Source organism: Phormidesmis sp. 146-12, assembly GCF_052939495.1.
In genome coordinates, this window is the sequence record NZ_JBJPHS010000005.1 from 93097 (window position 1) to 117885 (window position 24789).

Annotated in this window: 23 protein-coding genes; 8 read left to right on the forward strand and 15 right to left on the reverse strand. The window is 49.1% G+C overall.

Features of this window, described 5'->3' with window-relative positions; translation table 11 throughout:
* Positions 1 to 276 precede the first annotated feature (276 nt).
* From ACKFKF_RS04055 to ACKFKF_RS04105, 11 genes are all read right to left on the reverse strand, one after another.
* Positions 277 to 891, reverse strand: a complete 615-nt coding sequence (locus ACKFKF_RS04055; RefSeq protein ID WP_446866493.1) for a TetR/AcrR family transcriptional regulator — start codon at positions 889 to 891, stop codon at positions 277 to 279.
* A gap of 293 nt (positions 892 to 1184) precedes the next feature.
* Positions 1185 to 1463, reverse strand: coding sequence for a hypothetical protein (locus ACKFKF_RS04060; RefSeq protein ID WP_446866494.1), 279 nt, complete (start codon positions 1461 to 1463; stop codon positions 1185 to 1187).
* Positions 1464 to 1610: 147 nt separating this feature from the next.
* On the reverse strand, positions 1611 to 3173 hold the full coding sequence (locus ACKFKF_RS04065) for a GldG family protein (protein WP_446866495.1): 1563 nt from the start codon (positions 3171 to 3173) through the stop codon (positions 1611 to 1613).
* A gap of 19 nt (positions 3174 to 3192) precedes the next feature.
* Positions 3193 to 3993, reverse strand: coding sequence for an ABC transporter permease (locus tag ACKFKF_RS04070; protein ID WP_446866496.1), 801 nt, complete (start codon positions 3991 to 3993; stop codon positions 3193 to 3195).
* Entirely contained in the window at positions 3990 to 4961 is a 972-nt protein-coding gene (locus ACKFKF_RS04075; RefSeq protein WP_446866498.1) for an ABC transporter ATP-binding protein, read from the reverse strand. Before ACKFKF_RS04075 ends, ACKFKF_RS04070 begins: the two co-directional genes overlap by 4 nt.
* A 140-nt stretch (positions 4962 to 5101) precedes the next feature.
* On the reverse strand, positions 5102 to 5797 hold the full coding sequence (locus ACKFKF_RS04080; RefSeq protein WP_446866500.1) for a gamma-glutamyl-gamma-aminobutyrate hydrolase family protein: 696 nt from the start codon (positions 5795 to 5797) through the stop codon (positions 5102 to 5104).
* 77 nt (positions 5798 to 5874) lie between these two features.
* Positions 5875 to 6657, reverse strand: a complete 783-nt coding sequence (locus ACKFKF_RS04085) for an ABC transporter permease (RefSeq protein WP_446856790.1) — start codon at positions 6655 to 6657, stop codon at positions 5875 to 5877.
* A 125-nt stretch (positions 6658 to 6782) separates the two neighbouring features.
* A complete protein-coding gene (locus ACKFKF_RS04090; protein WP_446866502.1) occupies positions 6783 to 7571 on the reverse strand; it encodes an ABC transporter permease in 789 nt (262 codons plus the stop codon).
* A 22-nt stretch (positions 7572 to 7593) separates the two neighbouring features.
* On the reverse strand, positions 7594 to 7971 hold the full coding sequence (locus ACKFKF_RS04095) for a HEPN domain-containing protein (RefSeq protein ID WP_446866504.1): 378 nt from the start codon (positions 7969 to 7971) through the stop codon (positions 7594 to 7596).
* Entirely contained in the window at positions 7968 to 8288 is a 321-nt protein-coding gene (locus tag ACKFKF_RS04100) for a nucleotidyltransferase domain-containing protein (RefSeq protein WP_446866505.1), read from the reverse strand. Before ACKFKF_RS04100 ends, ACKFKF_RS04095 begins: the two co-directional genes overlap by 4 nt.
* Positions 8285 to 9274 (reverse strand): ABC transporter ATP-binding protein, encoded by a 990-nt coding sequence (locus ACKFKF_RS04105; protein ID WP_446866506.1) that lies wholly within the window; start codon positions 9272 to 9274, stop codon positions 8285 to 8287. Before ACKFKF_RS04105 ends, ACKFKF_RS04100 begins: the two co-directional genes overlap by 4 nt.
* A gap of 224 nt (positions 9275 to 9498) precedes the next feature.
* On the opposite strand from ACKFKF_RS04105, the gene ACKFKF_RS04110 reads away from it, so the two are divergent.
* The gene (locus ACKFKF_RS04110; RefSeq protein WP_446866507.1) at positions 9499 to 11406 is read left to right on the forward strand and encodes an iron uptake porin; all 1908 of its coding nucleotides are present in this window, start codon (positions 9499 to 9501) and stop codon (positions 11404 to 11406) included.
* A gap of 161 nt (positions 11407 to 11567) precedes the next feature.
* On the forward strand, positions 11568 to 12257 hold the full coding sequence (locus tag ACKFKF_RS04115; RefSeq protein ID WP_446866508.1) for a hypothetical protein: 690 nt from the start codon (positions 11568 to 11570) through the stop codon (positions 12255 to 12257).
* Positions 12258 to 12424: 167 nt separating this feature from the next.
* Here the strand turns inward: ACKFKF_RS04115 and lysS are convergent, their stop codons facing one another.
* Positions 12425 to 13954 (reverse strand): lysine--tRNA ligase, encoded by a 1530-nt coding sequence (lysS, locus tag ACKFKF_RS04120; RefSeq protein WP_446866509.1) that lies wholly within the window; start codon positions 13952 to 13954, stop codon positions 12425 to 12427.
* A gap of 636 nt (positions 13955 to 14590) precedes the next feature.
* Here lysS and ACKFKF_RS04125 point away from each other — a divergent pair.
* Complete coding sequence (locus tag ACKFKF_RS04125; RefSeq protein ID WP_446856782.1) at positions 14591 to 15658, forward strand: hypothetical protein; 1068 nt, start codon at positions 14591 to 14593, stop codon at positions 15656 to 15658.
* Between the two features lie 340 nt (positions 15659 to 15998).
* Here ACKFKF_RS04125 and ACKFKF_RS04130 read toward each other — a convergent pair whose 3' ends face one another.
* Complete coding sequence (locus ACKFKF_RS04130; protein WP_446866511.1) at positions 15999 to 16289, reverse strand: hypothetical protein; 291 nt, start codon at positions 16287 to 16289, stop codon at positions 15999 to 16001.
* Between the two features lie 94 nt (positions 16290 to 16383).
* Between ACKFKF_RS04130 and ACKFKF_RS04135 the strand changes: the two genes are divergently transcribed.
* A complete protein-coding gene (locus ACKFKF_RS04135; RefSeq protein ID WP_446866512.1) occupies positions 16384 to 16926 on the forward strand; it encodes a DUF3291 domain-containing protein in 543 nt (180 codons plus the stop codon).
* Between the two features lie 641 nt (positions 16927 to 17567).
* Here ACKFKF_RS04135 and ACKFKF_RS04140 read toward each other — a convergent pair.
* Both ACKFKF_RS04140 and gyrB read right to left on the reverse strand, forming a co-directional pair.
* A complete protein-coding gene (locus tag ACKFKF_RS04140) occupies positions 17568 to 18167 on the reverse strand; it encodes a Uma2 family endonuclease (protein WP_446866513.1) in 600 nt (199 codons plus the stop codon).
* 271 nt (positions 18168 to 18438) lie between these two features.
* The gene (gene gyrB, locus ACKFKF_RS04145) at positions 18439 to 21684 is read right to left on the reverse strand and encodes a DNA topoisomerase (ATP-hydrolyzing) subunit B (protein WP_446866514.1); all 3246 of its coding nucleotides are present in this window, start codon (positions 21682 to 21684) and stop codon (positions 18439 to 18441) included.
* 126 nt (positions 21685 to 21810) lie between these two features.
* Between gyrB and miaA the strand changes: the two genes are divergently transcribed.
* Genes miaA through ACKFKF_RS04165 form a run of 4 tightly spaced genes read left to right on the forward strand, consistent with a single transcriptional unit; the run spans position 21811 to position 24730 of the window.
* Entirely contained in the window at positions 21811 to 22854 is a 1044-nt protein-coding gene (gene miaA, locus ACKFKF_RS04150; RefSeq protein WP_446866515.1) for a tRNA (adenosine(37)-N6)-dimethylallyltransferase MiaA, read from the forward strand.
* A 6-nt stretch (positions 22855 to 22860) separates the two neighbouring features.
* On the forward strand, positions 22861 to 23343 hold the full coding sequence (locus tag ACKFKF_RS04155) for a glutathione peroxidase (RefSeq protein WP_446866516.1): 483 nt from the start codon (positions 22861 to 22863) through the stop codon (positions 23341 to 23343).
* A gap of 18 nt (positions 23344 to 23361) precedes the next feature.
* Entirely contained in the window at positions 23362 to 23913 is a 552-nt protein-coding gene (locus ACKFKF_RS04160) for a Uma2 family endonuclease (RefSeq protein ID WP_446866518.1), read from the forward strand.
* 25 nt (positions 23914 to 23938) lie between these two features.
* Complete coding sequence (locus ACKFKF_RS04165; protein WP_446866519.1) at positions 23939 to 24730, forward strand: YdcF family protein; 792 nt, start codon at positions 23939 to 23941, stop codon at positions 24728 to 24730.
* The last annotated feature ends 59 nt before the right edge of the window (positions 24731 to 24789 follow it).

The following is a 24789-nucleotide window of genomic DNA, read 5'->3' on the forward strand; positions in this document are numbered from 1 at the left end:
GTGCTAGGAAGCAGAAAGATCTAAGAAGTGATTCTTGGAATCGCCGTGGCTTTAGCCCGGTGAGGATGTCAATCCGAGCAGTTGGCACATGGGGAATGCGGAGGTTTAAATTGACATCAATTTGATGCAGTTCTTTCGCTTCGATGTGGAGAGCTTCTGCCCCCAAGCTGCCAATTCTGGGGGACTATAAGACAAGATTTCTGGTTCAAAGTCCCTTATTAGCGAAAGATTTAGGGGAGCATTCGAGGAATCAAGCGATCGGTCACCCCTTACTCCTCACCCCTTCACAAGAACGCCATTCAAAAAGATCTCAGCCAACCCTTCTGCCATTTCTTGCATCTCAGCCGGAGAGCTATCGGGGCCCATGATCGTGTCTTGGCTAAATCCGGCGACCGCAAACATCCCCAAAAACACTCGTGCAACTAATTTTGGATTCATTGGACGGTAAATGCCTTGATCCATCGCAGTCTGAAAAAACGCTTCGGCAACATCGGTCATTTTCTCGATCACCTCAATCTGAATGCGATCGCGCAAATCGGGATGAAACTGCGCCTCCATAAAGCAAACCTTGAGCATGTCAGCATTTTTGTGCAGGTTGAGCATTCGTCGCCGCATCACTTGAGCCACCGCTTTGTAGCTGCCCATCTCGCTCAACTCGGTCAGCAGGTCAGTGAGAATGTCAATCCATCCCTGCGTCGCCACCTCGACCAAAATCGCTTTTTTGTTGCTAAAGTGCCGAAACAGCGTTCCTTCTGCTACGCCTGCGTGTTCGGCCAAATCGCGAGTGGTGGTGCCATCGTAGCCATGTTTGGCAAACAACTTTAACGCTGATTTGAGAATGCGGGTGCGGGTTTCGGTTTCGGGTTGAGAGACTCGATTGATCAGTGGCATAGATAATAGGCAGACGCGATCGCAAATAGAACGTCTGTGGGTCTATTTTCCAGGGTAAATCCGACGATCGAGCGCAGCGTTATGTAGTTTACAGATTTTAAACGCTTCTAAGATTCTCAGAATCGAGGATTTAATCACCCGTAATTTTGGCTGGTCGTTCAAACCGCGCCTATCAAAATAAAGTCTGCCTTCACCGACTAGGAGGGCATTTTAACCCGTGAAGTCAAGTTCTCAGAGCCGCCGAAGACACTTGCGAAGCGAACTGCATTCGCTGGATTGGTTGAACTATGATCCTAAGATCTGCTGTATTGAGAAAGGACGGACAGCGGATAGCCAAATCTCTGACGGCAGACCGTGGTGAGAAACTCAACTTCTTGACGGGCACTTTGTAATAAATGAGTCGGCAAGGTAGGCGCTAGACGGCGATGTACTTCGACCGCTTCATCTAGCAGATCCACCACTTCTTCGAGCGTGGCATCTCGGAACTGCTCAATTTGGGCGGGGAAAGTGGATTGTCCCCAGTCAAAGTCTTCTTGTGCCAAGGCTTCTAGTTCTTGAAACTCTGCTGACATAACTGACCACCCGCAACAAAAGGCAACGTTAACTGTAGGGTTTAGTATCGGTGGCAGGAGGACACCCTAGCATCTTCCAATCGGCTCACCCAATAACCCTCCTTAAGTTACCCCTTTATTGGTAAATTCTGTCACAGGGTTACACCCCTACCGCCGTCGCCACCAAATAAAACCAGCACTCCCCAATCCCAATAATGGAACGGCTGCCAAAGCGATGAATCCCAACACGTTTGCCTGCTCGATAGTCAAGACAATGCGGCGATTTTTGACATCTTTAGGACGAATCGATAAAGGTTGCTCATCTTGTTGACTAAGCCAGCGCACCGAGTTGAGGAAGACATCACCATTGAGTTGTTGTCCAAATAGGCTGTCGTTGACAAAGCTGGAGTTGCCAAAAACGACGAGTCGAGCCTGAGCGCGTGAAGCAGTTGAGGACACCGATCGAGTAAAGGCGGCTCCCAGGGCAAGTGGGCCGGGTCGATCGCCACCATTCAATTTGGGGGGTTGTTCTTTGAGGTCACTTTCTGCCCAGCTTTTGGGGTCGGTTAACAGTAAGGGAGTGGCTTGTACGCCGGAGACGGTTGTGATTTCTAAAGGACGCGCCAGGGGATAGAGTGAAATACCGTTGTGAAAATCTTGAGTGATCGGGTGAGTGCCATACTGATCGACGACCATGCCCGTCACGCCCCAGCCTTTGACCTGACGATCGGAGCCATTGATTGCCACGCGATCGTCCAGCTTTACGCCCCACTGATTGAGCAAACTTTCCAATCCAGATTTGTTTTTAGGATCGACCATGACCAGCAGATTGCCGCCTTGATTGAGGTAAGTTTCGATCGCGCTTACTTCAGGATCTAACAAGGCACGAGTCGGGCCAGCCATCACCACAACGGTTGCATCAGCAGGCACTTTACCCGCCTGAGCCAGATTGAGCGGAGTGCTAAAAAAGTTCTTGTCTTCGAGCGCCTTCACCCCTTGAGAAATACCGCCTTCTCCAGTGAGCGATCGTTCTCCATGTCCCTGGATAAAGTAAACCTTGGCGCGGCGATCGCTGGTAATTTGCACAATGCCGCTCGTCAGCTTGCTTTCTGAGAGACGAAGTTGAGAATTGACGTTTTGCAGAAATTGTCTGCGTTGGGTGGGCTGAAGCTCCAGATACACATCGCGGTTTTCGCCTGAATTTTTGATGCCAAAGGTTTCGGCTAATCCGGGGTTGGCTTCTGGATCGACGTAAGCAAAACTAAACTGAGGATTTTTGCGCTGATAGTTTTCTAACAAATCGCGGTCTTGAGGATTTTGCTGATTGTCAAACACATAGACTTTGATGCCCTGTTTGAGATCCTTTAGAACCTGCTGTGTTTCGGGGGCGAGGGTGAAGAGTTTTGATTCGGTCAGGTCGATGCGGGTGGAGTGGCGCACTGCGAGAAAATTGGTCAGCCCCAAAATCAAGAGAATGGCGATCGACCCCACCAGCGCGTTTGTGCCAGATTGGGTCGATCGACGGCTCCAAAATTTTGGCTGAAACGAGTCTTCGAGTCGTCCTAATAAAATCAGCCACAGCCCAGCGATCGCGACTCCCCCAATCACCAGCCCCAACGGAATCGCGCCCCAGGTGCCTGAGACGATTCCCGCAGAAATGCCCATCACGGTGAGAAACAGACCGAGCCAAAACAAGTATTTGAGAGGCTTGAGGCGCTTGATGGTTTTCATAAAAGGGGCTTCTTAAAAGTCAGGAACGCTGAAATCGTAGGGCATCGATCGACTGTGCAGTCAGAAAAACGCCCAATAAAGTGTAGCTGGCAAACAAGACTAAACTACTCGTATCGACAATGCCCTGGATCAAATTGGTGTAATGCTTCAATAATGACAAATGCAATAGCGCATCCCCAAAAGCGCCACCCAAACTTTTAGCCGCGACATCAACAATCCAGAGCGACAACACCAACGCAAACGTGAATATCGCCGCGAGAATTGTACTATCTGTAAGCGAAGAAATAAACATTCCCAATGACAGCACTGCGGCAGCTAATAAGATCAAGCCAGCATGACCCAACAGCAACACACTAAATTGAACGGGAGGATTGACACTACTGAGTGCGATCGCTTCATACAATAGCAACGGCAGCGACATCGTAATAAAGAACGTCAACACGCCCAACAATTTACCAACTGCAACGGCCCAATTTGTAATGGGTGAAGTGGCCAATAACTCTAACGTGCCACGCTTACGTTCTTCGGCGTACAATCCCATTGACAACAGCGGCAACACAAACAGCGACAGCGACCCCATCAGACCGAGGAATGCTCGAATGAATTCATAAGGCGCATCCACAGCCGGAAGCTGAAACCCTGACTGAGCCTGCAAATCATAGGCGGCCGTTTGTTGAATAATGCCGTCCAGCGTCGCAGTAAACAGAATGCCAGCTAACAGCCAAAAAATGGCCGCGATCGCGTAAGCCAGCGGAGACGCAAAATAGCTCTGCAACTCACGGCGATAAATGGCCAAAAAATTGTAGGCGATCGTATTCATGCGTCTGTTTCCTCGGATTCGGGCTGATCTAACGGCTTTTCTTCGGTGGTTAGCTGCAAAAATACGGTTTCTAAACTGGCTTGCACTCGCCGCATTTCATAGAGTCCGAGATGATGACCGACCAGGGCCGCCGCCAAATCTCGCCCCAATTCTGTTTCTGAATCAGACACCACTTTGACTTTGAGACGGGTGCTTAACGTCCCGATCGTTTCCACAGACTTGACTCCAACCACCGATTGTAGACAGCGCTGCACGTCCGCCCAGTCGCCTTCAACCTCTAGCTCATAGCCCGATCGCCCCATCAGTTGTGTCATCAGATTTTCGGGCGTGTTGGTGGCGACGACCTGCCCCCGATTGATAATGGCAACCCGGCTACAGGTCATACTAACTTCGGGCAAAATGTGGGTCGATAAAATGACCGTGTGATCGCCTGCCAAATTTTTGATCAGATTGCGAACTTCAATAATCTGTCGGGGATCAAGTCCGACCGTCGGCTCGTCCAAAATAATCACTGGGGGATCATGAACGATCGCTTGAGCAATGCCGACCCGTTGCCGAAATCCCTTAGACAGCTTGCGAATGATCGTCTTGCGCTTTTCGAGCAGGGTGCAGCGTTCGAGAGCCGACTGGATGCGAGTGGGGCGATCGCCCGCGTTAACTCCTTTGATCTGCGCCACAAAATTCAGGTAGCCTTCGACCGTCATATCCGGGTACAGAGGCGGCGTTTCGGGCAAATATCCAATCCGCTGCCGGACGGCCATCGAGTCTTCGTGAACCTCAAATCCCGCAACTTTCGCCGTTCCTTGAGTCGCCGGAAGATAGCCCGACAAAATTCTCATCGTCGTCGTTTTTCCGGCTCCATTGGGCCCTAAAAAGCCCAAAATTTCTCCTGGCTCCACTGAGAACGTGACATCGGCGATCGCAGGCGTTGATCCGTAGAGTTTGCTGAGATGTTCGACTTCGATCATAGAAAAGCGGGGGCTGAATGGTTCAATTTAACGCTCAGAAATGACGATCGTGTGACCAATCGTTGAAAATCTTTTCATTGATCCGATGCAGCCTGTCAGGATATCAGAATATTGGGATCAGGGCTAGCCTTCCCAAAAATCTACCTTCTGGCTGCTTTGACCAATGCCTGAAACAGCTTCAAATGGGCGGGATCTTGGGCGGACATTTCGGGATGCCACTGGAGTCCGATCGCCCAGGGATGATACTGATGCTCCAAGGCTTCGACGAGTCCATCAGACGCTTGGGCCGCCAGTCGCCAATCGGCTGAAAAGGTGCGAACCGCTTGATGATGCCAGGTGACGATCGACACAGTTTCAGCGCCCAAAATCTGAGCCAATCGACTGTTAGGAAAAACCTGCACTTCATGCTGAGTGGGGCGACGGGGATGATCGAGCCGATGAGCAATCGCGTCTCCATAAACGTCGGGTACATGTGGCACCAGATCGCCGCCCGTTGCCACATTTAGCACCTGCATTCCGCGACAAATTCCCAAAATTGGGATCTGGGTGGTCAGGGCGACTTTTGCCAGCGCCAACTCAAATTCATCGCGATCGGGATCGACGGCGTAAATCGTCGGATGCGCCTCGCCGCCATAGAGAGCAGGATTGATATCACCGCCCCCTGTAAAAATCAGTCCATCCAAAATGTTGAGAATCTGGTCAGGCTGATTGGGCGGCAACAAAATGGGCGATCCGCCTGCCAGTTGCACCGCATCGACATAAGTTCCGGGTAGGCACAGTTCTCCGGCTTCGTTGCGGCTATGGGTGGTGATTCCGATGATGGGCGACGGTGACATTTTGGAGGGATGAGGGAGAACTTTGATGATCTGTTCCCCGTTGGGGGGTAATCCGCTGCGCGAGGAGGCGTGAGGGGTTAGCTGGAGGCGCTGGTGTAGAAGCGGAGAGCAAAGCGCCAGAAGAATGAGGCGGCGATGAATAGGGCAGTGGCTAAAAGGGCGGCGGCGATCGTCCAGCCGATTTGGACTCTTCCTAACATGGCTTCGGCGGGAAGTGTGGTCAAGAACGCTACAGGAACTAGAAAGGTAAAGAAAAATCGATAGGCAACGGGATAGGCCGCCATTGGAAACCGTCCCGCTTCTAGCAATCCTCGCAGCACTTCTGTCACATTATAAATTTTGACAAACCAAATGCTCGTTGCACCCAACATAAACCACAAACTGTATAAAATCGTTAATCCGAACGCCAATGGTATCAGACTCGTTAAGTAAGCAGAAAGACTCACCCCTAATTGATTACCTGCGTAGAAAACGACGATCGCTCCAAAAATCAGATCGGGCAATCCCCAGGGTGAAATCGTATGAGCCGATAACCAAAACTGTGAGCTAACGGGTTTGAGCAGGACAAAATCCAGCGTTCCCTGTTGTACATGCTTGACGATGCGATTTAAGTTAGGAGCCAAAAACGTCCCCGAAAAGCCTTCTAGCATGGTGAAGATTCCCAGCACAATCAGCGCTTCTTCCCATCGCCACCCCTGAAATGTGTAGCCCGTCCGATAAAACAAAAACAGCCCAAACAAACTACCTGCCAACCCACCCAAGCTAGTGAGGGAAGCGATCGCAAAGTTGGCCCGATACTCTAACTCAGCGGCGATCGCCGTACTCCAAAACAATCTCAACAACCTAAAATATCTTTTCATTTTTCATCCCTCTCGCATGTCGTACAGAAGACCGAAGACAAAAGACCGAAGACCGAAGACTAAAAACGCGACTCCATCCCTCATCCCTCATCCCTCATCCCTCATCCCTCATCCCTCATCCCTCCCTACGCTCCCATTCCCGAATACTGCTTCAAGCCTTTGCGCCACAGCCAGCGATTGAGGGCGAAAAATCCCAGTCCCCAGGCCAACATGACGAGAAATCCTTGCAGCAAATTAGTGGGCAATCCGACGAGGATACTAGCGGGAAAATTGATCAAATAGGGGAACGGCGTAAAGAGCGCGATCGTTCTAATTTCGGGTGGAAACACCTCTAATGGAGCCACCACACCAGAGAGAAATAGATAGAACAAAAACCAGAATTCTTGTAATGCACTGGCTCGTTCTGTCCAAAAGGAAAGCATGGCGATCGTATACTGCATGATGAATTGTAGTGCAAACGCCAATCCAGTCGCTAAAAGGAACCACAAAAAATTAGTTAAACTGGGAATCCAAAATGCTGTGGGATACAGCCAGAAGAATAGCCCGATCAATAGAATTGCGAATGGCACTCGCGCAAACTTTTCTGAAATGTGGGAAATCACATGATAGAAAGCGGGATCGATCGGCTGCATCAAGCGAAACGACAATTTTCCTTCAATCACTTCTCGTTCAAATTCCCAAATTACCCAGACGATCGTCAACTGCCTGACCAAAAAAACAGCCAAAAAATAACGCGCAAAATCAGTCGGTGACAAGCCAAAATTTGTCTGTTGGGCTGCTTGTATCCACACGCCCATGAGTATGATTGGCAACGAGCCAGACAACACCCACAAAATCAATTCTGCTCGATATTCCACCATGTAGTCGTAGTAGACCAGCAGCATGGTTTTGATGACTCTAAATAATCGTTTCATAGTTGTAAACTGGGCTTGTAAATTAACTTTCTAGCATTTGCGCTGCTAACTCTAAAAACTGTTCTGCCCGAAGGATTTGTTCTGCTGCTTGTACTTCGGTCAGTTCTGGGGTTGTATCATAATCACCTTGACGACGAATTTGTTCGGCTGTAATGAGATAGCGGTGAAACTCAACAGGAACTCTTCCAGTATTTGCAAAACGTTGACCAAATGCTGAAATTACCGCAGAGTGTTTAGAAAAAGATAAGTTGTCTCCTTCTAGAAATGCTTCAACAATATAAAACATCGTGTAATAGGCACGAGTCACTGCAAACTCTGGCAAACCTTCCCGATTAAGAACTTTTGCAGCTTCTAAACTTCTCACCTCTTTTTGCAGCAAAGCTTGCTGTTCGGAAGTCATACCGTGACTCCTTCTTGGCGAACGTTTCGGAGGAAGCCACCTTGAGTTTGATCAAAACGATTGCTTCCAACAAAAGTACAGGAAAGTAGAACATTGTGTTGTAAACAAAGCGATGTCACTAGATAACTTGTGCGCTCAATTTCTGATGCAAAATCAACAGGTTCTCTCAGAACAACTAACACATCAATATCTGAATCAGGTAGTGCATCACCTCTGGCTTGAGAACCATAAAGAACGACTCGAATCAAGCGATCGTCATACATTTCATTAAGTTGACAGCGCAACTGCACCAAGATTGGTTGTATTTTCTCATTCATGATAATTGTGCGGTTCCGGCTTGAAAAACCTGACCGATGACTTCTTCGATCAGCGGGTCAGTCACCGTTAGATCAACCACTTCCAGATCCGCTAAAAGCTTTCCTACTAAAGTTGTGAGATGTTCTTGTCGGACTAAAAAACGAGCCGATTGTTTGTCAAATGCTTGCAGATCTGCATAGATAGAAAGCTGATCTTTTGAGTAAGGCCGCGCAAATTCGACACTGACTTCTCGACAGGGCGCAAAGCGATCAACTAACCCTTCAAGACTGCCGTCGTAGATTAATTGTCCTTGATGAATCATCAAAACTCGCTGACACAATGCGGTAATGTCTGCCATATAGTGACTGGTCAGCAAAACGGTGGCTTGATAGCGTTGGTTATAGTCTCGCAAAAACTCTCGAACCGCGACTTGAGCATTCACATCTAATCCCAGGGTTGGCTCATCCAGAAACAGAACTTCGGGCTGGTGCAGTAAGGCGGCCAACAGTTCGGCTTTCATGCGTTCGCCAAGAGACAGTTTGCGAACAGGCTGCGTAAGTTTGCCTTCTAGCGACAGCATTTCTGAAAGTTCGCTCAACCGATGATCAAAGTCGCGATCGCGAATCCCATAAACCGCCGCATTGATCTTGAGTGAATCCATTGCAGGTAGATCCCAGATCAATTGCTGCTTTTGCCCCATGACTAGGGTGACTTTTTTGAGAAAGGGCGATCTTCGCTCAAACGGCGTGTGTCCTGCAACGTTGACGTGACCTTCTGAAGGGTGAATCAATCCCGTTAACATTTTCAGCGTCGTGGTTTTTCCGGCTCCGTTGGCTCCCAAAAATCCGACCATTTCGCCAGCTTCGATCTGAAACGAGACATCCTGAACTGCTTTGATCAATCGATAGTTGCGCTTAAAGAAGTGATTGAAAGTGCCTTTGAGTCCAGATTCTTTAACTGAGACCGGATAAACCTTGCTCAGGTGTTTGACCTCGATGGTAGACATGTTGAAATTTGCGATGCAGGACTATTTCTAGCGTAGATGATTTGAAAATGTTGTGAACTGACAATCTTGGAGGATTTTCCTGGAGCATTTAAGGAGGCACAAGTCGCTAGTTTTTATAAAGTTAATTGTTCATTTCCAAACTTTCTCGTGCCAAAATCAAAATTTGACCTTAAATAGAAGCGAACTCTATTGGAGTTCCTGTTGTTAATAGCTGTGAGGTTAGTATGGTGAATCTTAAGGGCAGAGGAGCAGTGTGGATGCTCTCAGGAATGTTGGGCGTTTTGTTAGCGAGTCCTGGGCGTGCCGAGTCGTCGGTTTCTCTCATTGCACAAGCCATGCCGCCGCAGACCGCGCCTCCTGGAACGATCGACGAATCATCCTATATTCCTGCAAAGATCGAAACTGTTCCACCGAAACCGTCAGACCCAGTTAGCGAAACTGCCCCGCCGCCAGCAGGAACGCCGATCGCTGCTCCCGTCACCGCTCCGCCACAGGCTTCTCAACCGATCGCTCCTGTTCCCAAGATTGAAACCGTCCCGCTACAGGCTTCAGAAACTCCCACCGCCGCCCCGTCCGTTCCCGCAGAAGCCGCCCCTTCACAAGCCCCTTCAGACACATCGCAGCCTCAAGTTACCTCCGTTTCTCAACTGTCAGACGTGCGCCCTACAGACTGGGCCTTTCAAGCGCTGCAATCCTTGGTGGAACGCTACGGATGTATCGCAGGATACCCAGATAAAACCTATCGTGGTAATCGAGCCATGACACGGTATGAATTTGCAGCCGGATTGAATGCGTGTCTCGATCGCGTCAATGAGTTAATCGCTGCATCAACCGCAGATCTCGTCAAAAAAGAAGATTTAGTGACGCTACAAAGACTGCAAGAAGAATTTGCTGGAGAATTGGCAACGCTACGCGGACGAGTTGATGCATTAGAAGCGCGCACTACGACGTTAGAAAAGCAGCAGTTCTCAACCACCACTAAGCTGAGTGGAGAAGCGATTTTTGCGGTAACAGACTTCTTTGGCGATCAAGCCTCTGATTTTGGCAACAACAACGCCGTCTTGCAGGATCGCGTGCGGGTAGATCTGCAAACCAGCTTTAGCGGTCGAGACATTTTGCACACTCGTCTCACGGCTGGAAATTTCCTCACACCCAATTCACCTGCGAGTCTCGCGCCTGCTGTTTCACAGGGCACGGCCGAAGGAACGTTGAGTTCCAGCGTCAATGGCGATAGTGGCAATCAAGTTTCGCTCGATCGCTTAGATTACACCTTCCCCATTGGCGAACAAATTAAAGTCTATGTGGCGGCAACGGGCGGACGCAGCAGCTATTTTGTCTCGACGGCTAATCCGTTTTTTGATGATCAAGATGGTGGCAATGGCTCAATTTCGACCTTTGGGCAACAAAATCCCATTTATCGAATTGGAGGCGGGGCAGGCGTTGCAGTCAGCTTTGCAATCGACCGTGACGAGAAATTTGTGCTAGCGGGTGGTTATCTGTCTGAGAATGCGCCTGATCCTGCGACCGATCGCGGACTGTTTGGTGGCAATGATGCGGTTGTCGGACAACTGACCCTCAAACCCAGTCCTGCGCTACAAGTCGCCTTGACCTTTGTACATGGCTTCCATTTCTCGGGCAATTCGATCTTTGATATGGGCGGCGATCGCTTTCTCACCGGGACGGCTCCCGCCAATGCGCTCAACACGGGACTGGGGTTAAATGCCTTTACCAACTCCTATGGGGCATCTGTCGCGTTTAGGCTCAGTCCTGGAATTGCAATCAATGCCTTTGGGGGCTACACCGATCTGATGGTGAACGATCGCACCTTTCATGGTGAAATCTGGTACTACGGCGTAGGGTTAGCCTTCCCAGATCTGTTGAAGAAGGGCAGTCTGGGTGGGGTTGTCGTTGGGGTCGAGCCATATCTTGGCAGTGTCGATCGCAACAACATCAGCCTCACTCAATTGGGATTGGCCAATGACACCTCACTGCATGTCGAAGCGTTTTATCGATATCAGGTGAACGATCGGATTTCCATCACGCCCGGCGTTATCTGGGTTACGGCTCCCGATCAGTCCAGAAACAACGCCGATTCTGTCATCGGCACGCTCCGCACAACCTTCTCCTTCTAACGAACGGTTAGTAGACGACGACCTCGCAGGTGGGTAACTCACCATTTCTGAAGAAGTTGCCCATCGCGTTCTATAGGCTCCCCGATTGTCACAATCGCACAACCTTCTAAAGCTGTGGACTTACCCGTTAAATTGTGGTACTGAAAGAATATGAGTTCAGTATGTCTCAGCAATTTAGAGGTTTGGGTGTGATGGATATGGGAGCTTTATGGATGAATAAGGTGAACGATCGCAGCCTTTTGGTCAGAGTTTTAGCCGGGGTGACGATAGCGACGATCGCGGTAGAGTTGCCTGTTTTGGCGGTTTCTCGACCTGCTTCGATGCGATTGGCTCAGGTGGCTTGTGTGGTCAGTAAGACGACTTCGGTTTTTAGAACGCCAAATCCTAGAGACCCAGAAGTGCTGCCGATTCGTCCGCTGAATGTGGGGACTGCGGTGGCTCTAGTAGAACCGTTACCCAGCGTTCCGCCTGCCCGTGTCCAGATTAAGCCGAGTGGATTTGTGGATTATGCTGCGCTCGATTGTGGAAGACCCACGACTCCAGTCACTCCGCCCAATGCCACCAAAACGAGTGTGTGTCGCCTCGTGAGAAGTACCGTCATTTCAATGGATGTGCGCCGAGACTCCAGACGTGGGGCAGCGGCGATCGCGGCCGTCGGGGCTAATCAGCGCGTTTTTGTCACACAGGTTGGAGGGGTGACGACTACTCGAAAAGATGCAAACGGCGAAGTGTGGGTAGAAGTTGACCTCCAGCGAACGTTTGGCAGAAATTTCGGAATTTCACCCAGTTTTGGCTGGCTTTCTAACAGCGAACCCGCCGATCCGAGAAGCACTTTGGTCAACGGATGTTAGTTAAACGTGGATTCGAGGAAATCTTTCGCTGCGGTTGTCAATCCAGTTCGCTCCCCAAATCCCGGCAGAGAGAGACTTTGAACGTCGTATCTAAAAGTTCCTCAGAGTTCAAGGTTGGGGGGCAGAAAATTGAAACACCGAAGCGAAGAAGATTCATAGAATTCGCCCTAACTTTCTGAATCTTCCTCGCCCTCAGAATCAGATTTCTCAGGTTTCAACAATGGGAAGGCGATCACATCGCGGATACTAGCGGAATCAGTGAGCACCATCACCAAACGATCGATGCCGATCCCCAATCCTCCTGTCGGCGGCATTCCATATTCCAGCGCAGTTAAGAAGTCTTCATCAACGCCATGCGCTTCGAGATCTCCGGCAGCTTTGCGGGCAGCTTGCGCTTCGAGACGTTCTCGCTGATCTAGGGGGTCGGTCAACTCAGAAAAGCTATTGGCAGTTTCACGGCCGACCATAAATAACTCAAATCGTTCCACCAGTCCAGGTTTGGTGCGATGGGGCTTGGCTAACGGAGAAATCTCGATCGGATAATCCAACACAAAAGTTGGCTGAATTAAGGTCGTCTCCACTGTTTGCTCAAAGGCTTCATTGAGAAGTTTGCCGATCGATTCACAGTTCTCTACATCCATCAATCCCGCAGTTTTGGCAGCCGATTTTGCCTCGTCTAGAGAGGAGAATTGCGAAAAATCAACGCCCGTTTTTTCCTGAACAATGTCATGCATCGTTACTCTGCGCCACGGAGGAGTCAGGTCAACCGATTCGCCCTGATAGGTGAGTTGCAGCGTTCCTAAAACCGTTTGCGCGACGGTTGTAATCATGGTTTCAGTCAGGGCCATCATGTCTTGATAGTCGGCGTAGGCTTGATAAACCTCGATCGTCGTAAACTCCGGATTGTGTCGAGTCGAAATCCCCTCATTGCGAAAGATCCGCCCCATCTCAAACACCTTTTCAAACCCGCCGACGACCAACCGTTTTAGGTGCAATTCTGTAGCGATTCGCAGATACAAGTCCATGTCCATTGTGTTGTGATAAGTCACAAACGGACGAGCATCTGCGCCCCCAGCTTCTGACATCAGAACGGGCGTTTCGATTTCGATAAAGCCTTGCTGGTCAAGGTAGCGACGCATCCCCGCAGTGATTAAGGCGCGTCGTCGAAACGTTTCTCTCACTTCAGGATTGACAATCAAATCGACATATCGCTGGCGGTAACGCTTTGCCACGTCGGTGAGTCCATGCCATTTATCAGGCAGTGGCAGCAGCGATTTCGTTAGCATTGTATAGTCTTTGACATAGACCGAGAGTTCGCCTTTCTCGGTGCGTTTTACAGTGCCTTTTGCGCCGATGATATCTCCCACATCGGTAAGCTGTTTTAGATGGTCAAACGCCTGCGGATCTGCCTCGCCCATGTGTTCTTGAATGCGCTTCTTATCCAGGTAAAGCTGAATGCTGCCTGTTTCATCCTGCAACGTAAAAAACGCCAGTTTACCAAACACCCGCCGCGCAAGAATTCTGCCTGCGATCGCCACTTCGATCTCAATTTCTTCCCCATTGGACAGCTCAACATATTTCTCTTGCAGTTCGTGAGCGGAGTGGGTTGACTGCCAGCGATAAGCGTAGGGGTTGATACCCAGTTGCTTGAGTTGTTCAGCTTTTTCGATACGAGTGGCGCGAAGTTCTTCTGACATAGGGTTACAAATTCCTGGGGACAATACCAGGGGGCTTTCTGGGTCTAAATTACAATCCTTAATTATAGAGGGAAGATACCAAGCTAGACCTCGGCGTGAGCCTTTGAGGAGGGATGGGGGAGGAGGGAGGAGAGAGGAGGGAGGAGGGAGGAGGGTTCTGCCCAGTGATAGCAAGTGAGTGGGAGAGACGATCGCTTCATCTGGCGCTATCAGTAGGAATTTAGACAAACGATCCTGGTTGCTCCCAAACTGTATATTTCAAGATAAGTAGGTGTTCTCTGGAATATAAATTGTTTAGCTAGTGCATTCCTCGCATAACTAGTGTGTAGACAGTGAAACTTGCAGGATGGTATTAAGAAACAATAAAAATCTAGTGAAAAAAGAATCTCCAGTCTCACAAACTGGTTGTGCTTGATTCTTCCTTACGGTATATTTACTTTCATTAAATGAGATCTTGATTCAGGCATTTTCAGTATTTACCCAGGTTAGCCATCAAGAGCGATCTGGACTCAGGTTATCCTCTGGCTGCTGGTTTGCTCTAATAAAGTTCCAGAAGTAACCGAACGCAAACAATTTGTGCTGTACGTTTGGTCACTCTGTTTATCGTTAATTTTTTGACAAGTTTGGGCTAAAACAATGACGCGATCGGTATCTATCCAGACTCAGATTGTTCCCCCTGCTCGTACCTCCGAGACTCCTTCTGACGAGCGTCCCCCGACAGACACAGCCAAATCAAATCTGCACACACTGGCGGCGGCCTGGGCGAGAAAGTACATCGTCTCAGTCACTTCAGATTATGACGAAGCGCAGATCAAGAAGGTCGATCGTTTCTCGGATTACGCTTCTTTAGAAGGGCGACAATATACCACTGAGAAGCTGATGAAAAGTTTAAAGTCAGCCAGCGCTCAGGCCTGGTCGATGACCGAAAATCTTTTGGCAGTCGAAGTGTTGCGTCATGGGATTGATTCTGATTTGCTTGACCCCTGGCAAATTGCAGCAGACTCCCATCAGCTATTTGAGAAGGCCCTAGTGGCGTATGGCGATCGACTCACCCCCCAGCGTCTCTCAGTCGTAATTGGGGATGACTGCGGACGGCTCCGCCAAAAATATACAGCCGAAGATCCGCGCACGATCGGCTTTGTCAGTATGCAGTTTCACCATACGGGCAAGGTTCTTTTAGACCAGCTTTCTCCTGCCGAGCATCTGCTATTTTCGCCCTACCTCAAAGTAATGGACGATCACATGTATATGCCATTGCGAGATGCTTATCAGGCGGCGGCAAACCATGATGCCGATTCTCCTGAGCTAGTGGCTGTGCAAAATTTGTTGCCGATTAGTAGTCGCGTCGCCCATCGCGTCTGTGATCAAATTCGTCGTCTCAATCCGGGTTATCAAACTTACAGCGGCAGTCTCAACTCATCAGATGTGAGAACTTCTAGCCTGCGCGATGTTGAGATGTTTTTGGTCTATCTGTGTCTATGCGCTCTAGAGGGAAATGTCTCTTCGGTGCAGCGCCAACTGTTTCCGCTGTGTGTGATGCTCTATCCTCGCCTAAAGGTCAAGTGGCAGATGGTGCAGGATATGTTGCAGGTGATCGGCTGGGAGCTATACGCACAACTCTCTCCCGCAGACATGACGATCTTGATTCCTTATCTACGGACATTATCAGAAATGTTTTCGACAGACGTCTTTCAGGGAGTTTAGTAAGCTACCCAGGAAGTGTCAGGAGGGGTTTTGTAAGTTGAAATCCAAAGACTCTTGTCGTGTTGAATAACCTCGATCGACGGTTAGGGGAAATTTTCTCATAGTTGCCCAAAGATCGCAGGTACGATGTTCTGAGTGCGGGTATGAAACAAATCGAGATGTCGCACCGCACAAGTGGTATTGCAACGTGGCTATACAGCGGTGGGGCACATCGCAGTGAATTTTGGGGAGGGCAAGTAGCATGAGCTATCCCGATGAACCAAGAATCCCCTCGCCTTCAGGCAGAGGAGTTGTCAAATCTGAGACTTGAGAGGCAACTGCTCAAATTCAAGAAACTTTTTTATCGCTTAAAGAAACTGCAAATCAGTTGGACGGAGGGATCTCGATCGGAGCGCACCACTCGCCCATCGTTTTGTACCTTAATTTTTTGGCGACAATCATAAAACTCCATCGCAGTCACTACGCCATCCACACTGACAGATGCACGATATTCCCAGTGGTTTTTGGCGCTGCGTTTGATTTGAATGATGCAAATCCGCTGCTCGTTTAACGTGCGACAGGTTGCAGCCTCTACCGAAGGCACAATTCCGACAAACAGCAGAAGAGACAGCAACAGAGCAATTATTTTCATCTTTGGAAGTACTAACTAAATTGCGTCAATAGATACCCCTTGAGACAGATGATTTATGCGAAGGTTTTCACTGACCATCTACCTGGTTTAGACGATGCAGCGAATTTACCCGGAATTATTTCATCTTGCCCAAGTTAATATTGCAACGCTTCGCGCTCCTTTACACGACCCACAGATGGCTGATTTTGTCGCCCAAATTCGCGATGTCAATCGAGTTGCCGATGTTGACCCTGGTTTTGTCTGGCGCTTACGCAGTGAAGGAGAAGACGACGCGACAAACATTCGAGCCTTTGAGGACGATCGCATCTTGATCACCCTCACCGTTTGGCGATCGCTCCAGGCGCTATCTGACTATGTTTATCAGGGTGCTCATGCGGGAGTAATGCGCGATCGCCGCCGCTGGTTTGTCAAAACCAATCAACCGATTCTCGCGCTCTGGTGGCTCCCAGTTGGAGAATTCCCCACCGTTGAGCAGTCCAAAGAACGCCTGAAACATTTGTGTTTACACGGTTCCACTGCCTACGCTTTCTCATTTGGCAAGCCGTTTCCTAGTCCTGCGGCGATTTCTCCGAGTTATCCAGGGGTTGCTGTGACTCACTCATCTGCGATCGTCACTCCAGAGGTTACAGCCGTCTAATTGTTAACGTGAATTCGATGGGAGTTTTTCGCTTCGGTCTTCAGCGCTTCTGCCCCCCAACCCCCCAATCTGGAGGACTTTTAGATCATAGTCTTCGTTCAAAGTCCCTCACTCGTGGGGGATTTGGGGGGCTGCCCGGATTTGTAACGGCAGCGAAGGATTTCATCGAATTCACGTAATTGTTAACGTCAATTCGAGAAAGTTTATTGCTTGGGCGCTCGGCCCCCAATCTCCCCATTCTAGAGAACTTTAAGACCAGATTTTTGGCTCAAACTCTTTCAGAATAGGGGATTGTGGGAGCGTTTCTAGAGCAGTATAAGATCGCACATAGGCTGCAAATGTTTGAACGAGAATGCAAGGTTTTAGAGGATGCTTTAAAGGTCTTTTGTTGTGAAGATAGAGACTCGGAGATCCCCGCCGCCCCCTCAAAAGGGGGATTTTAAACCTGGTTCCTCCCTTTTTAAGGGTGCTAGGGGGGATCTAACCCGTTCTGCTACCAGCGAGATGACTTTTAAGACATCCTCTTAGATTCTTTTAGTCGCATTAAACTGCAATTTCCTCGTACTTAAGTTGCAAAATCACTAAATGAATCGCGCATCTGTAATTCTCTAGAACCACAATTTATCTCTACGCTTTGTCTACTAGACTCTTGAAATCGCACTCTTAGACGTCCGCATAGCTTCTAGCCAGTCTGTTTCGCCAATTAAAACACAGCGAGAAAGTAGCTCAATGTCTAAATTTGCTAGTTCGGGAATTTGGCTTTTGTAAATTCGGGTGTACCCGCTCTCTCCTAACCGATACAGGGTGAGCAGTCCATCCTTCCAAAGCCAAACTTCAGGTACTCTTAACGCTTGATAACGTTCTAACTTTGTGACAGAACCGCTTGTAAAGATGACCTCAATGGAAAGATCTGGGATGGATTTAGCTTCCCCAAAGCAGTAGGATTCATCCGCCTGAGCAGAAGCCACTCCTTCCTGCTCCTGGGTAACAGAGCCGGTCGGAATGATCCGAATATCCCACTCAAAAAAGAATGCTTCGAGGAGAGCCGCGATGACTTTTTTGAAAATTTCGTGCGGTTGCCCTGGCATGAATACTTCAACCACTCCTTCATAAAAGCTCAACCGCACACCTGGGTGTCCTTCTAAGCCCTTTTGAATACATTTGAATTGTTCCCAGGTGCGATCGTAGTAGACGGCTACCTTATCTTCTGACAATCTTGGTTTTTCAAGCGCCTGTGTCATGATTGGCTTCGCTCCAAATGCTCTCTGTGATCCATCCGCCAAATCGTTTTGTCTATTTTAAACTCAGCATCAGTTCTAGACTTCGCATACAGAGAAGAAACCACCAGCGAACCTCAACCAGTACTGGGGTCAGGTGCGGTTATGGCTAGATTTGGTGCTGAGTTTAACAGACACTTTTAGCCTGACTGGACTGAGTGATTTGCAAGTATTGCGCGACAATTTTTTAGTTTTTGCGTGACAAATTGCAACTTACGGGCGACCAGGCAGTAGCTTAAATGTCCAGATCGGTCAGATTCATCTTCGGCCCATAGGTTTCGATAAACTCGCGACGGGGAGCGACTCGATCGCCCATCAGCACCGTAAACACGCGATCGGCTTCAGCAGCGTCTTCGATCTCAACTCGTTTTAGCGTCCGGGTTTCAGGATTCATGGTCGTATCCCAGAGTTGCTGAGGCATCATTTCGCCCAGTCCCTTAAATCGCTGAATCGTGTAGTTGGCGTTTTGGGGAAATTCGGAGATGCGCTGTTGCAGCTCGCGATCGCTATAGCAATAGAAATGATTGCGTCCTCGCTCTAATTTATAAAGCGGCGGACAGGCGATATACACAAAGCCCTGATCAACCATCAACCGCTGATAGCGATAAAAGAACGTCAGCAGCAACGTGCGAATGTGTGCGCCATCTACGTCTGCATCAGTCATGATTACAATTCGGTGATAGCGCAGTTGAGACGAGTCAAACTCTTCACCTTTAATCCCCAATCCCAACGCCGTGATCAACGCTTGAATTTCAGTATTCTTGTAAATTTTCGCATCGTCCGTTTTCTCAATGTTGAGAATCTTACCCCGCAGCGGCAAGATTGCCTGAAAACGCCGATCGCGCCCTTGCTTGGCACTGTTATGAACAAAGACACCACTCGCCAACGCAAAGTTATGAGTGTGGGGCACTTCAATGTCATAGACATCAAACTGCTCAGTCAACGACTCCACTGAAACAACGCGATGATTATAGTTTGAAACTGCTTCCAGCGCTTGACTCGGCGAACCGTCAAAATAGCGATCGCAAAAGGTTTCAAACTTCAGCAGTGACTTATCTCTGGTTTGGATTCGGTAAGCTCGATAAGCCTCCAAATCTGTCGTTCCTTGCTCAACTTCAATTTGCTTGAGAACCTTGAGGGTTTTCTGATAATAGGTCTGCTGCAAGGCAAGTTTGCGCTGCGATCGAAACTCAGGTGTCCATTGCTCTTTTGTTTTTTGTCGCCGCCAAGCCAGCAAATCGGCATCTTGCCACTGTGTTTTTGCTTGCTGAGACAGCATTTCTCGTGCTTCAGGATGTTGTGCAAAGAACTGAGTAACTCGTTCTGATTGAGCTAAACGGTTTTCTTGAACGCTCCAATAGTCTCGCTTCGCCTGATTGAGATAAGCCGCGTTTTGCTGACGATACAATGAGTTTGTGTTGTAGAACGTCTGCCACTGCGCCATCATGTAGGCTTTGTAAGTCTTATCTTGCCATTGCGCCTTTGCTTGCTCAGAAAGAATTTGGCGTGTTTTGGGCTGCTTCATGCGATCGCTCATCTTGACGCGAAATGCCGCATCTTGATGAATTGATCGACACTTTTCAACCACATCGGCTCGATGCAGTGTTTTAGATAATTGAAGACGATGCAGTTCTAGATGCTCGGTTGCAGATAAGCGTTGGATGTTGGAGGGATTGTTGTTGCGTTTGTTGAAATCAAGGTGATGACGATGATCTCCAGAAGCTTTGGAATAGACCCCTTGCCAGCAGTTATACCAATCCGCTAAAACGTGGGTAAATAGCCATGAGTCGCTGCGGGGGTTCCAGACCATTTCGTAGCCGTCGATCGTGATTCCGCTTTCGGCTGTGCTGGAGAGCTTGCGGTAGAGCGGCATTAGCGAATCGTGAGAAGTCAACTCAGCGGCAGGCTTATAGGTGCCATCTCGTAACATAAAGCGGTGGTCAGGCGTACAGACAATTTCTTCACCATTGTCTAGTGTGACCTTGACGACAGTCGCATTCTGTTTTGTGATGCGCGGGTTGATGATCTGCTCCAGTCCGATCGAGCCATCTTTGCGAATGGTGTAGCAGAAATGCTCTCGACCGATCGCCTGTTCTGCCACGATTTCTTCAAAGCTGAGATGACGACCATCTGCCAAAGCAACCTGTGTATCTCCCCGAAAACAACCGCCCGCAGAATCACCTTCCACGATGAAGATTTCCGATTCGCCAGGGTCACGCGACGCACAATCCGCCAGCTTACCGGGCAGCGTCGAAGATTCTAAAACAGACTTACGTCGGACTAATTCTCTAGCTCGACGAGCCGCTTCTGCCGCATTAAAGGCCTGAATCGCCTTTTCGAGAATCGCATCCGCAACGCCAGGACGAAACTCCAGATACTCCGTCAACACCTCGCCCACCAGCGAATCGACGATGCCTCGAACTTCGGTATTGCCCAGCTTTGTCTTGGTTTGTCCTTCAAATTCGGGGTCAGGGACTTTGACCGAAATCACGCCCGTCAACCCTTCGCGAATGTTTTCTCCAGCAAGATTGGATTCGCCTTCTTTGATTTTGTTGCGTTTACGAGCGATCGCGTTCAGCGTCCGAGTCAAAACAGCTTTCAACCCTTCTAAGTGAGTGCCGCCATCGATCGTACGAATGTTATTGGCAAAGCCGAGAATATTATCGGTGTAAGCATCCACGCACCATTGCAGCGAGACTTCAACCTGAACGTTGTTGCGTTCGCCATGCACAAAGATCACTTCTTCGTGGAGCGGCTGCTTGTCGCGGTTCATGTAGCTGATGTATTCGCGAATCCCGCCTTCGTAGAAGTAGGTTTCGACGTGTGGCTGACCGTCTTCGAGCGAGTCGGGGCGGCTGTCGCTAAAGGTGATTCTCACGCCACCATTCAAGTAGGCCAACTCTCTGAGGCGGCCGGCGATCGTCGAGTAGTCAAACTCAATACTCGTTACAAAAATCGTGGTATCAGGCAAAAAAGAAACGGAGGTGCCTGTACGAGCGGGGTCTGGCGATGGTTTGACTTCTAGAGTGCCGATCGCAATGCCGCGTTCAAAGCGCTGAGTATGAACTTTTTTCTCACGCCAAACGCTGACTTCGACCCATTCAGACAAGGCGTTGACAACCGAAATCCCAACGCCGTGAAGGCCGCCAGAGACTTTATAGCCACCGCCGCCAAACTTTCCGCCTGCGTGGAGGATCGTCATGACCGTTTCGAGGGCCGACTTACCCGTGCGGGGGTGAATGTCGGTCGGGATGCCGCGCCCATCGTCTGTGACCGAGACGGAACCATCGGCATTGAGGCTGACTTCGATATTTTTGCAGTAGCCCGCCAGCGCCTCATCGACTGAGTTGTCTACAACCTCGTAAACTAAGTGGTGAAGTCCTCGTGGGCCTGTACTTCCGATGTACATTCCGGGCCGCTTCCGAACAGGCTCAAGACCTTCGAGGACTTGAATCTGATCAGCACCGTAATTAGTTGTCATAAGTGAAGCGCTCCATTGGGCAGTCTGAAACTCTCTAATGATTCAGAGGACAAATTCTATAAAAATTTTAGCACAAAAGCCTTATAAGCGATTTATGAGCAATCTCAAGCGGATTTCATGATGGGGATGGATCAGTCTATTTTGCCTAAAGATTTTGGAAACGATCGCCCTCTCCCTCAAACCAATACAAACGTACCCTATCTCATTGTAATCTGTGGAGCCACCGCCACAGGAAAATCTGGGTTGGCGCTTGCGATCGCCCAACGGTTAAATTCAGCCATTGTCAGCGCCGATTCTCGTCAAGTGTATCGAGAGTTTAACATCGGAACTGCAAAACCAACCCTCTCAGAGCAAAAACAAGTTCCCCACCATCTCATTGACGTTTGTGACCCCACCGAAACGCTGACCCTGGCAGAGTATCAAACGCAAGCAAGACAAACGATCGAGCAACATCCTGGTTTCTTACTTCCCCTCTCCAAACCAGAAGGTTCTACAAAAAACGCCTCACGCCTCACGCCTCACACCTCACTTCTAGTCGGCGGCACCGGACTCTATATTAAGTCGATCGTTCAAGGTCTCAAAATTCCCAGAGTCTCGCCTCAGCCAGAATTGCGATCGCAGCTTCAATCTCTCGGTCAGGTTCAGCTTTATCAGTTCTTACAGCAGATCGATCCCGCTTCCGCTCAAAAGATTCATGCCAACGATCAGGTGCGAACGTTGCGAGCATTGGAAGTGTTTTATGTGACGGGTCGCCCGATTTCTGAGCAGCAGGGTGAGGCTCCGCCCAGGTACCCGATTCTGCAAATTGGGCTGGATTGTGTCGATGTCGAAGCGGGCAATCGTCGCATTCACAACCGCACAGCCCAAATGATCGAGTTGGGATTTGAAACAGAAGTGCGATCGCTGTGCGAGAAGTATGGCGAAGATTTGCCCCTATTGAATACGCTCGGATATCGTGAAATGAAATCGTATCTTAGAGGTGAGATTTCTCTCACTGAAGCGCAGAAAGCGATCGTTCTGCATACGCGCCAATTTGCCAAACGTCAGCGCACCTGGTTTCGAGCAGATTCGAGAATTGAATGGTTTGATGCCGATCGCCCCGATTTACTAGAACAAGTTTGGCGGCGAATCCAGAATTTTGTAGATAATGAAGTCGCTAAAGCAGAGTGAAAATTCATGAGCAGCGTTTCTGAGATTACAGTGAAGACGATCGACGGCACAGACAAAAAGCTGGCAGACTACGCCGGAAACGTTTTGCTCGTGGTCAATGTGGCTTCTTACTGCGGCTATACGCCTCAATACAAAGGGCTAGAACAACTCAATCAACAATACAAAGACAAAGGGTTGCGTGTGTTGGGCTTTCCCTGCAACGATTTTGGAGCGCAAGAACCCGGAACCAATGAGGAAATTGTGCAGTTTTGCGATAGCAGCTATGGAGTCACCTTTGAGCTATTTGACAAAGTTCACGCCAAGGGAACCAATCAGCATCCACTCTACAAAACCTTGACGGATTCTGTGATTCCCGCAGGCGATGTGAGTTGGAATTTTGAGAAATTTCTCATTAGCAAAACAGGTGAAGTTATCGCTCGATATCGCAGCAGTGTGGCACCCAATTCTTCAGAGTTAACGAGTGCGATCGAGCAAGCATTAGCCAAGTAATCGGAGGGCGATCGACCAATGACTATCATCACTGCAAAATGGACAATTGACGACTATCACAAGATGATCGAAGCGGGCATTTTGGACGATCGCCACGTCGAATTACTCAACGGAGAAATCACAGAAATGTCGCCCGAAGGAGAACCCCATGCCCACCTCAGCACTCGGTCGGCTGACTATTTGAGAGAGTTATTGCGAGGTCGCGCCCACATTCGAGTAGACAAACCCATCACATTACCAGGCAATTCAGAACCCGAACCCGACATTGCGATCGTTCAACCTTTAGGTGATATTTATTTCGATCATCATCCCTATCCAGAAAACATTTTTTGGCTGATTGAATTCTCTAATTCTAGTTTGGCAAAAGATCTAGAAATCAAGAGCAAAGTTTATGCAAAAGTGAGCATTTCTGAATATTGGGTCGTCAATTTGCAGAAGATGGAATTAATTGTTTTTCGAGAACCGATCGACAGCAATTATCAATCTCAAATCACGCTAAACGAAGGAGAAATAACGCCTATTTCATTCCCAGATATTTCGGTTTCTATCAGTCAGCTATTGAAGAAATAAGACGAGCACCCTTACTTTTTGATTCATGTTTTTATTTCTGTCTAAACTGCTGCCTTTATTTTTCTATCCATTGGGGTTGAGTTGTTTGTTGCTGATTGTGGCCTTTGTTTTGGTGTGGAAGCGACCGAGATTAGCCGCCTTTACGATCGCCCTCACCTTGATCATTCTTCTCGTCAGCAGTAGCGCCTGGGTCAGTGATTGGCTAGTACGATCGCTCGAATTTCAAAATATTCCATCGGGTGAAGTGCCCAAAGCAGAGGCGATCGTCGTCCTGGGTGGCGCAACCGAGTCGCAAGTTCCCCCGCGTCCCTGGGTCGAAATTCGAGAAGAAGGCGATCGCGTTCTCTACGCTGCAAAACTGTACCGCGAGGGCAAAGCACCCCGTTTGATTCTCAGCGGTGGCCGCCTTGAGTGGAATCGTGGAGTCAACGCCGAATCATCCGATATGGCAACCCTATTAGAAGCGATGGGTGTACCCAAATCAGCAATACTCGAAGACCCCACTTCGCTCAACACGCGCGAGAATGCTGTGAATGTAAAACAGATCATGGACGCGCAAAAGATTCGACAAATTTTGTTAGTCACTTCTGCATTGCACATGCCCCGATCGCTATTAATTTTCAAAAGGGTCGGCGTAACTGCGATCGCCGCTCCAGCCGACTTTACTGCCCTACAGCTTGACAAGCCAGAAGCCAGAGCCAGTCTGGAGTTAAACACGCTTAACACGCTACCCGATGCCGAGCAACTCCGACGCACCACCAGAGCGCTCAAAGAATATGTAGGTATTGCCGTCTATTGGCTAAGAGGCTGGATTTAACCAAGGTTGTAAAAAATTTTGGGTTAGAAATCTTGTCTTAAAGTCCTTCAGAATTAGGG

Coding starts and splice junctions, on each gene's coding strand:
- ACKFKF_RS04055 (WP_446866493.1), bottom strand. CDS start 891: ATGCCACTGATCAATCGAGTCTCTCAACCCGAAACCGAAACCCGCACC.
- ACKFKF_RS04060 (WP_446866494.1), bottom strand. CDS start 1,463: ATGTCAGCAGAGTTTCAAGAACTAGAAGCCTTGGCACAAGAAGACTTT.
- ACKFKF_RS04065 (WP_446866495.1), bottom strand. CDS start 3,173: ATGAAAACCATCAAGCGCCTCAAGCCTCTCAAATACTTGTTTTGGCTC.
- ACKFKF_RS04070 (WP_446866496.1), bottom strand. CDS start 3,993: ATGAATACGATCGCCTACAATTTTTTGGCCATTTATCGCCGTGAGTTG.
- ACKFKF_RS04075 (WP_446866498.1), bottom strand. CDS start 4,961: ATGATCGAAGTCGAACATCTCAGCAAACTCTACGGATCAACGCCTGCG.
- ACKFKF_RS04080 (WP_446866500.1), bottom strand. CDS start 5,797: ATGTCACCGTCGCCCATCATCGGAATCACCACCCATAGCCGCAACGAA.
- ACKFKF_RS04085 (WP_446856790.1), bottom strand. CDS start 6,657: ATGAAAAGATATTTTAGGTTGTTGAGATTGTTTTGGAGTACGGCGATC.
- ACKFKF_RS04090 (WP_446866502.1), bottom strand. CDS start 7,571: ATGAAACGATTATTTAGAGTCATCAAAACCATGCTGCTGGTCTACTAC.
- ACKFKF_RS04095 (WP_446866504.1), bottom strand. CDS start 7,971: ATGACTTCCGAACAGCAAGCTTTGCTGCAAAAAGAGGTGAGAAGTTTA.
- ACKFKF_RS04100 (WP_446866505.1), bottom strand. CDS start 8,288: ATGAATGAGAAAATACAACCAATCTTGGTGCAGTTGCGCTGTCAACTT.
- ACKFKF_RS04105 (WP_446866506.1), bottom strand. CDS start 9,274: ATGTCTACCATCGAGGTCAAACACCTGAGCAAGGTTTATCCGGTCTCA.
- ACKFKF_RS04110 (WP_446866507.1), top strand. CDS start 9,499: ATGGTGAATCTTAAGGGCAGAGGAGCAGTGTGGATGCTCTCAGGAATG.
- ACKFKF_RS04115 (WP_446866508.1), top strand. CDS start 11,568: ATGTCTCAGCAATTTAGAGGTTTGGGTGTGATGGATATGGGAGCTTTA.
- lysS (WP_446866509.1), bottom strand. CDS start 13,954: ATGTCAGAAGAACTTCGCGCCACTCGTATCGAAAAAGCTGAACAACTC.
- ACKFKF_RS04125 (WP_446856782.1), top strand. CDS start 14,591: ATGACGCGATCGGTATCTATCCAGACTCAGATTGTTCCCCCTGCTCGT.
- ACKFKF_RS04130 (WP_446866511.1), bottom strand. CDS start 16,289: ATGAAAATAATTGCTCTGTTGCTGTCTCTTCTGCTGTTTGTCGGAATT.
- ACKFKF_RS04135 (WP_446866512.1), top strand. CDS start 16,384: ATGCAGCGAATTTACCCGGAATTATTTCATCTTGCCCAAGTTAATATT.
- ACKFKF_RS04140 (WP_446866513.1), bottom strand. CDS start 18,167: ATGACACAGGCGCTTGAAAAACCAAGATTGTCAGAAGATAAGGTAGCC.
- gyrB (WP_446866514.1), bottom strand. CDS start 21,684: ATGACAACTAATTACGGTGCTGATCAGATTCAAGTCCTCGAAGGTCTT.
- miaA (WP_446866515.1), top strand. CDS start 21,811: ATGGATCAGTCTATTTTGCCTAAAGATTTTGGAAACGATCGCCCTCTC.
- ACKFKF_RS04155 (WP_446866516.1), top strand. CDS start 22,861: ATGAGCAGCGTTTCTGAGATTACAGTGAAGACGATCGACGGCACAGAC.
- ACKFKF_RS04160 (WP_446866518.1), top strand. CDS start 23,362: ATGACTATCATCACTGCAAAATGGACAATTGACGACTATCACAAGATG.
- ACKFKF_RS04165 (WP_446866519.1), top strand. CDS start 23,939: ATGTTTTTATTTCTGTCTAAACTGCTGCCTTTATTTTTCTATCCATTG.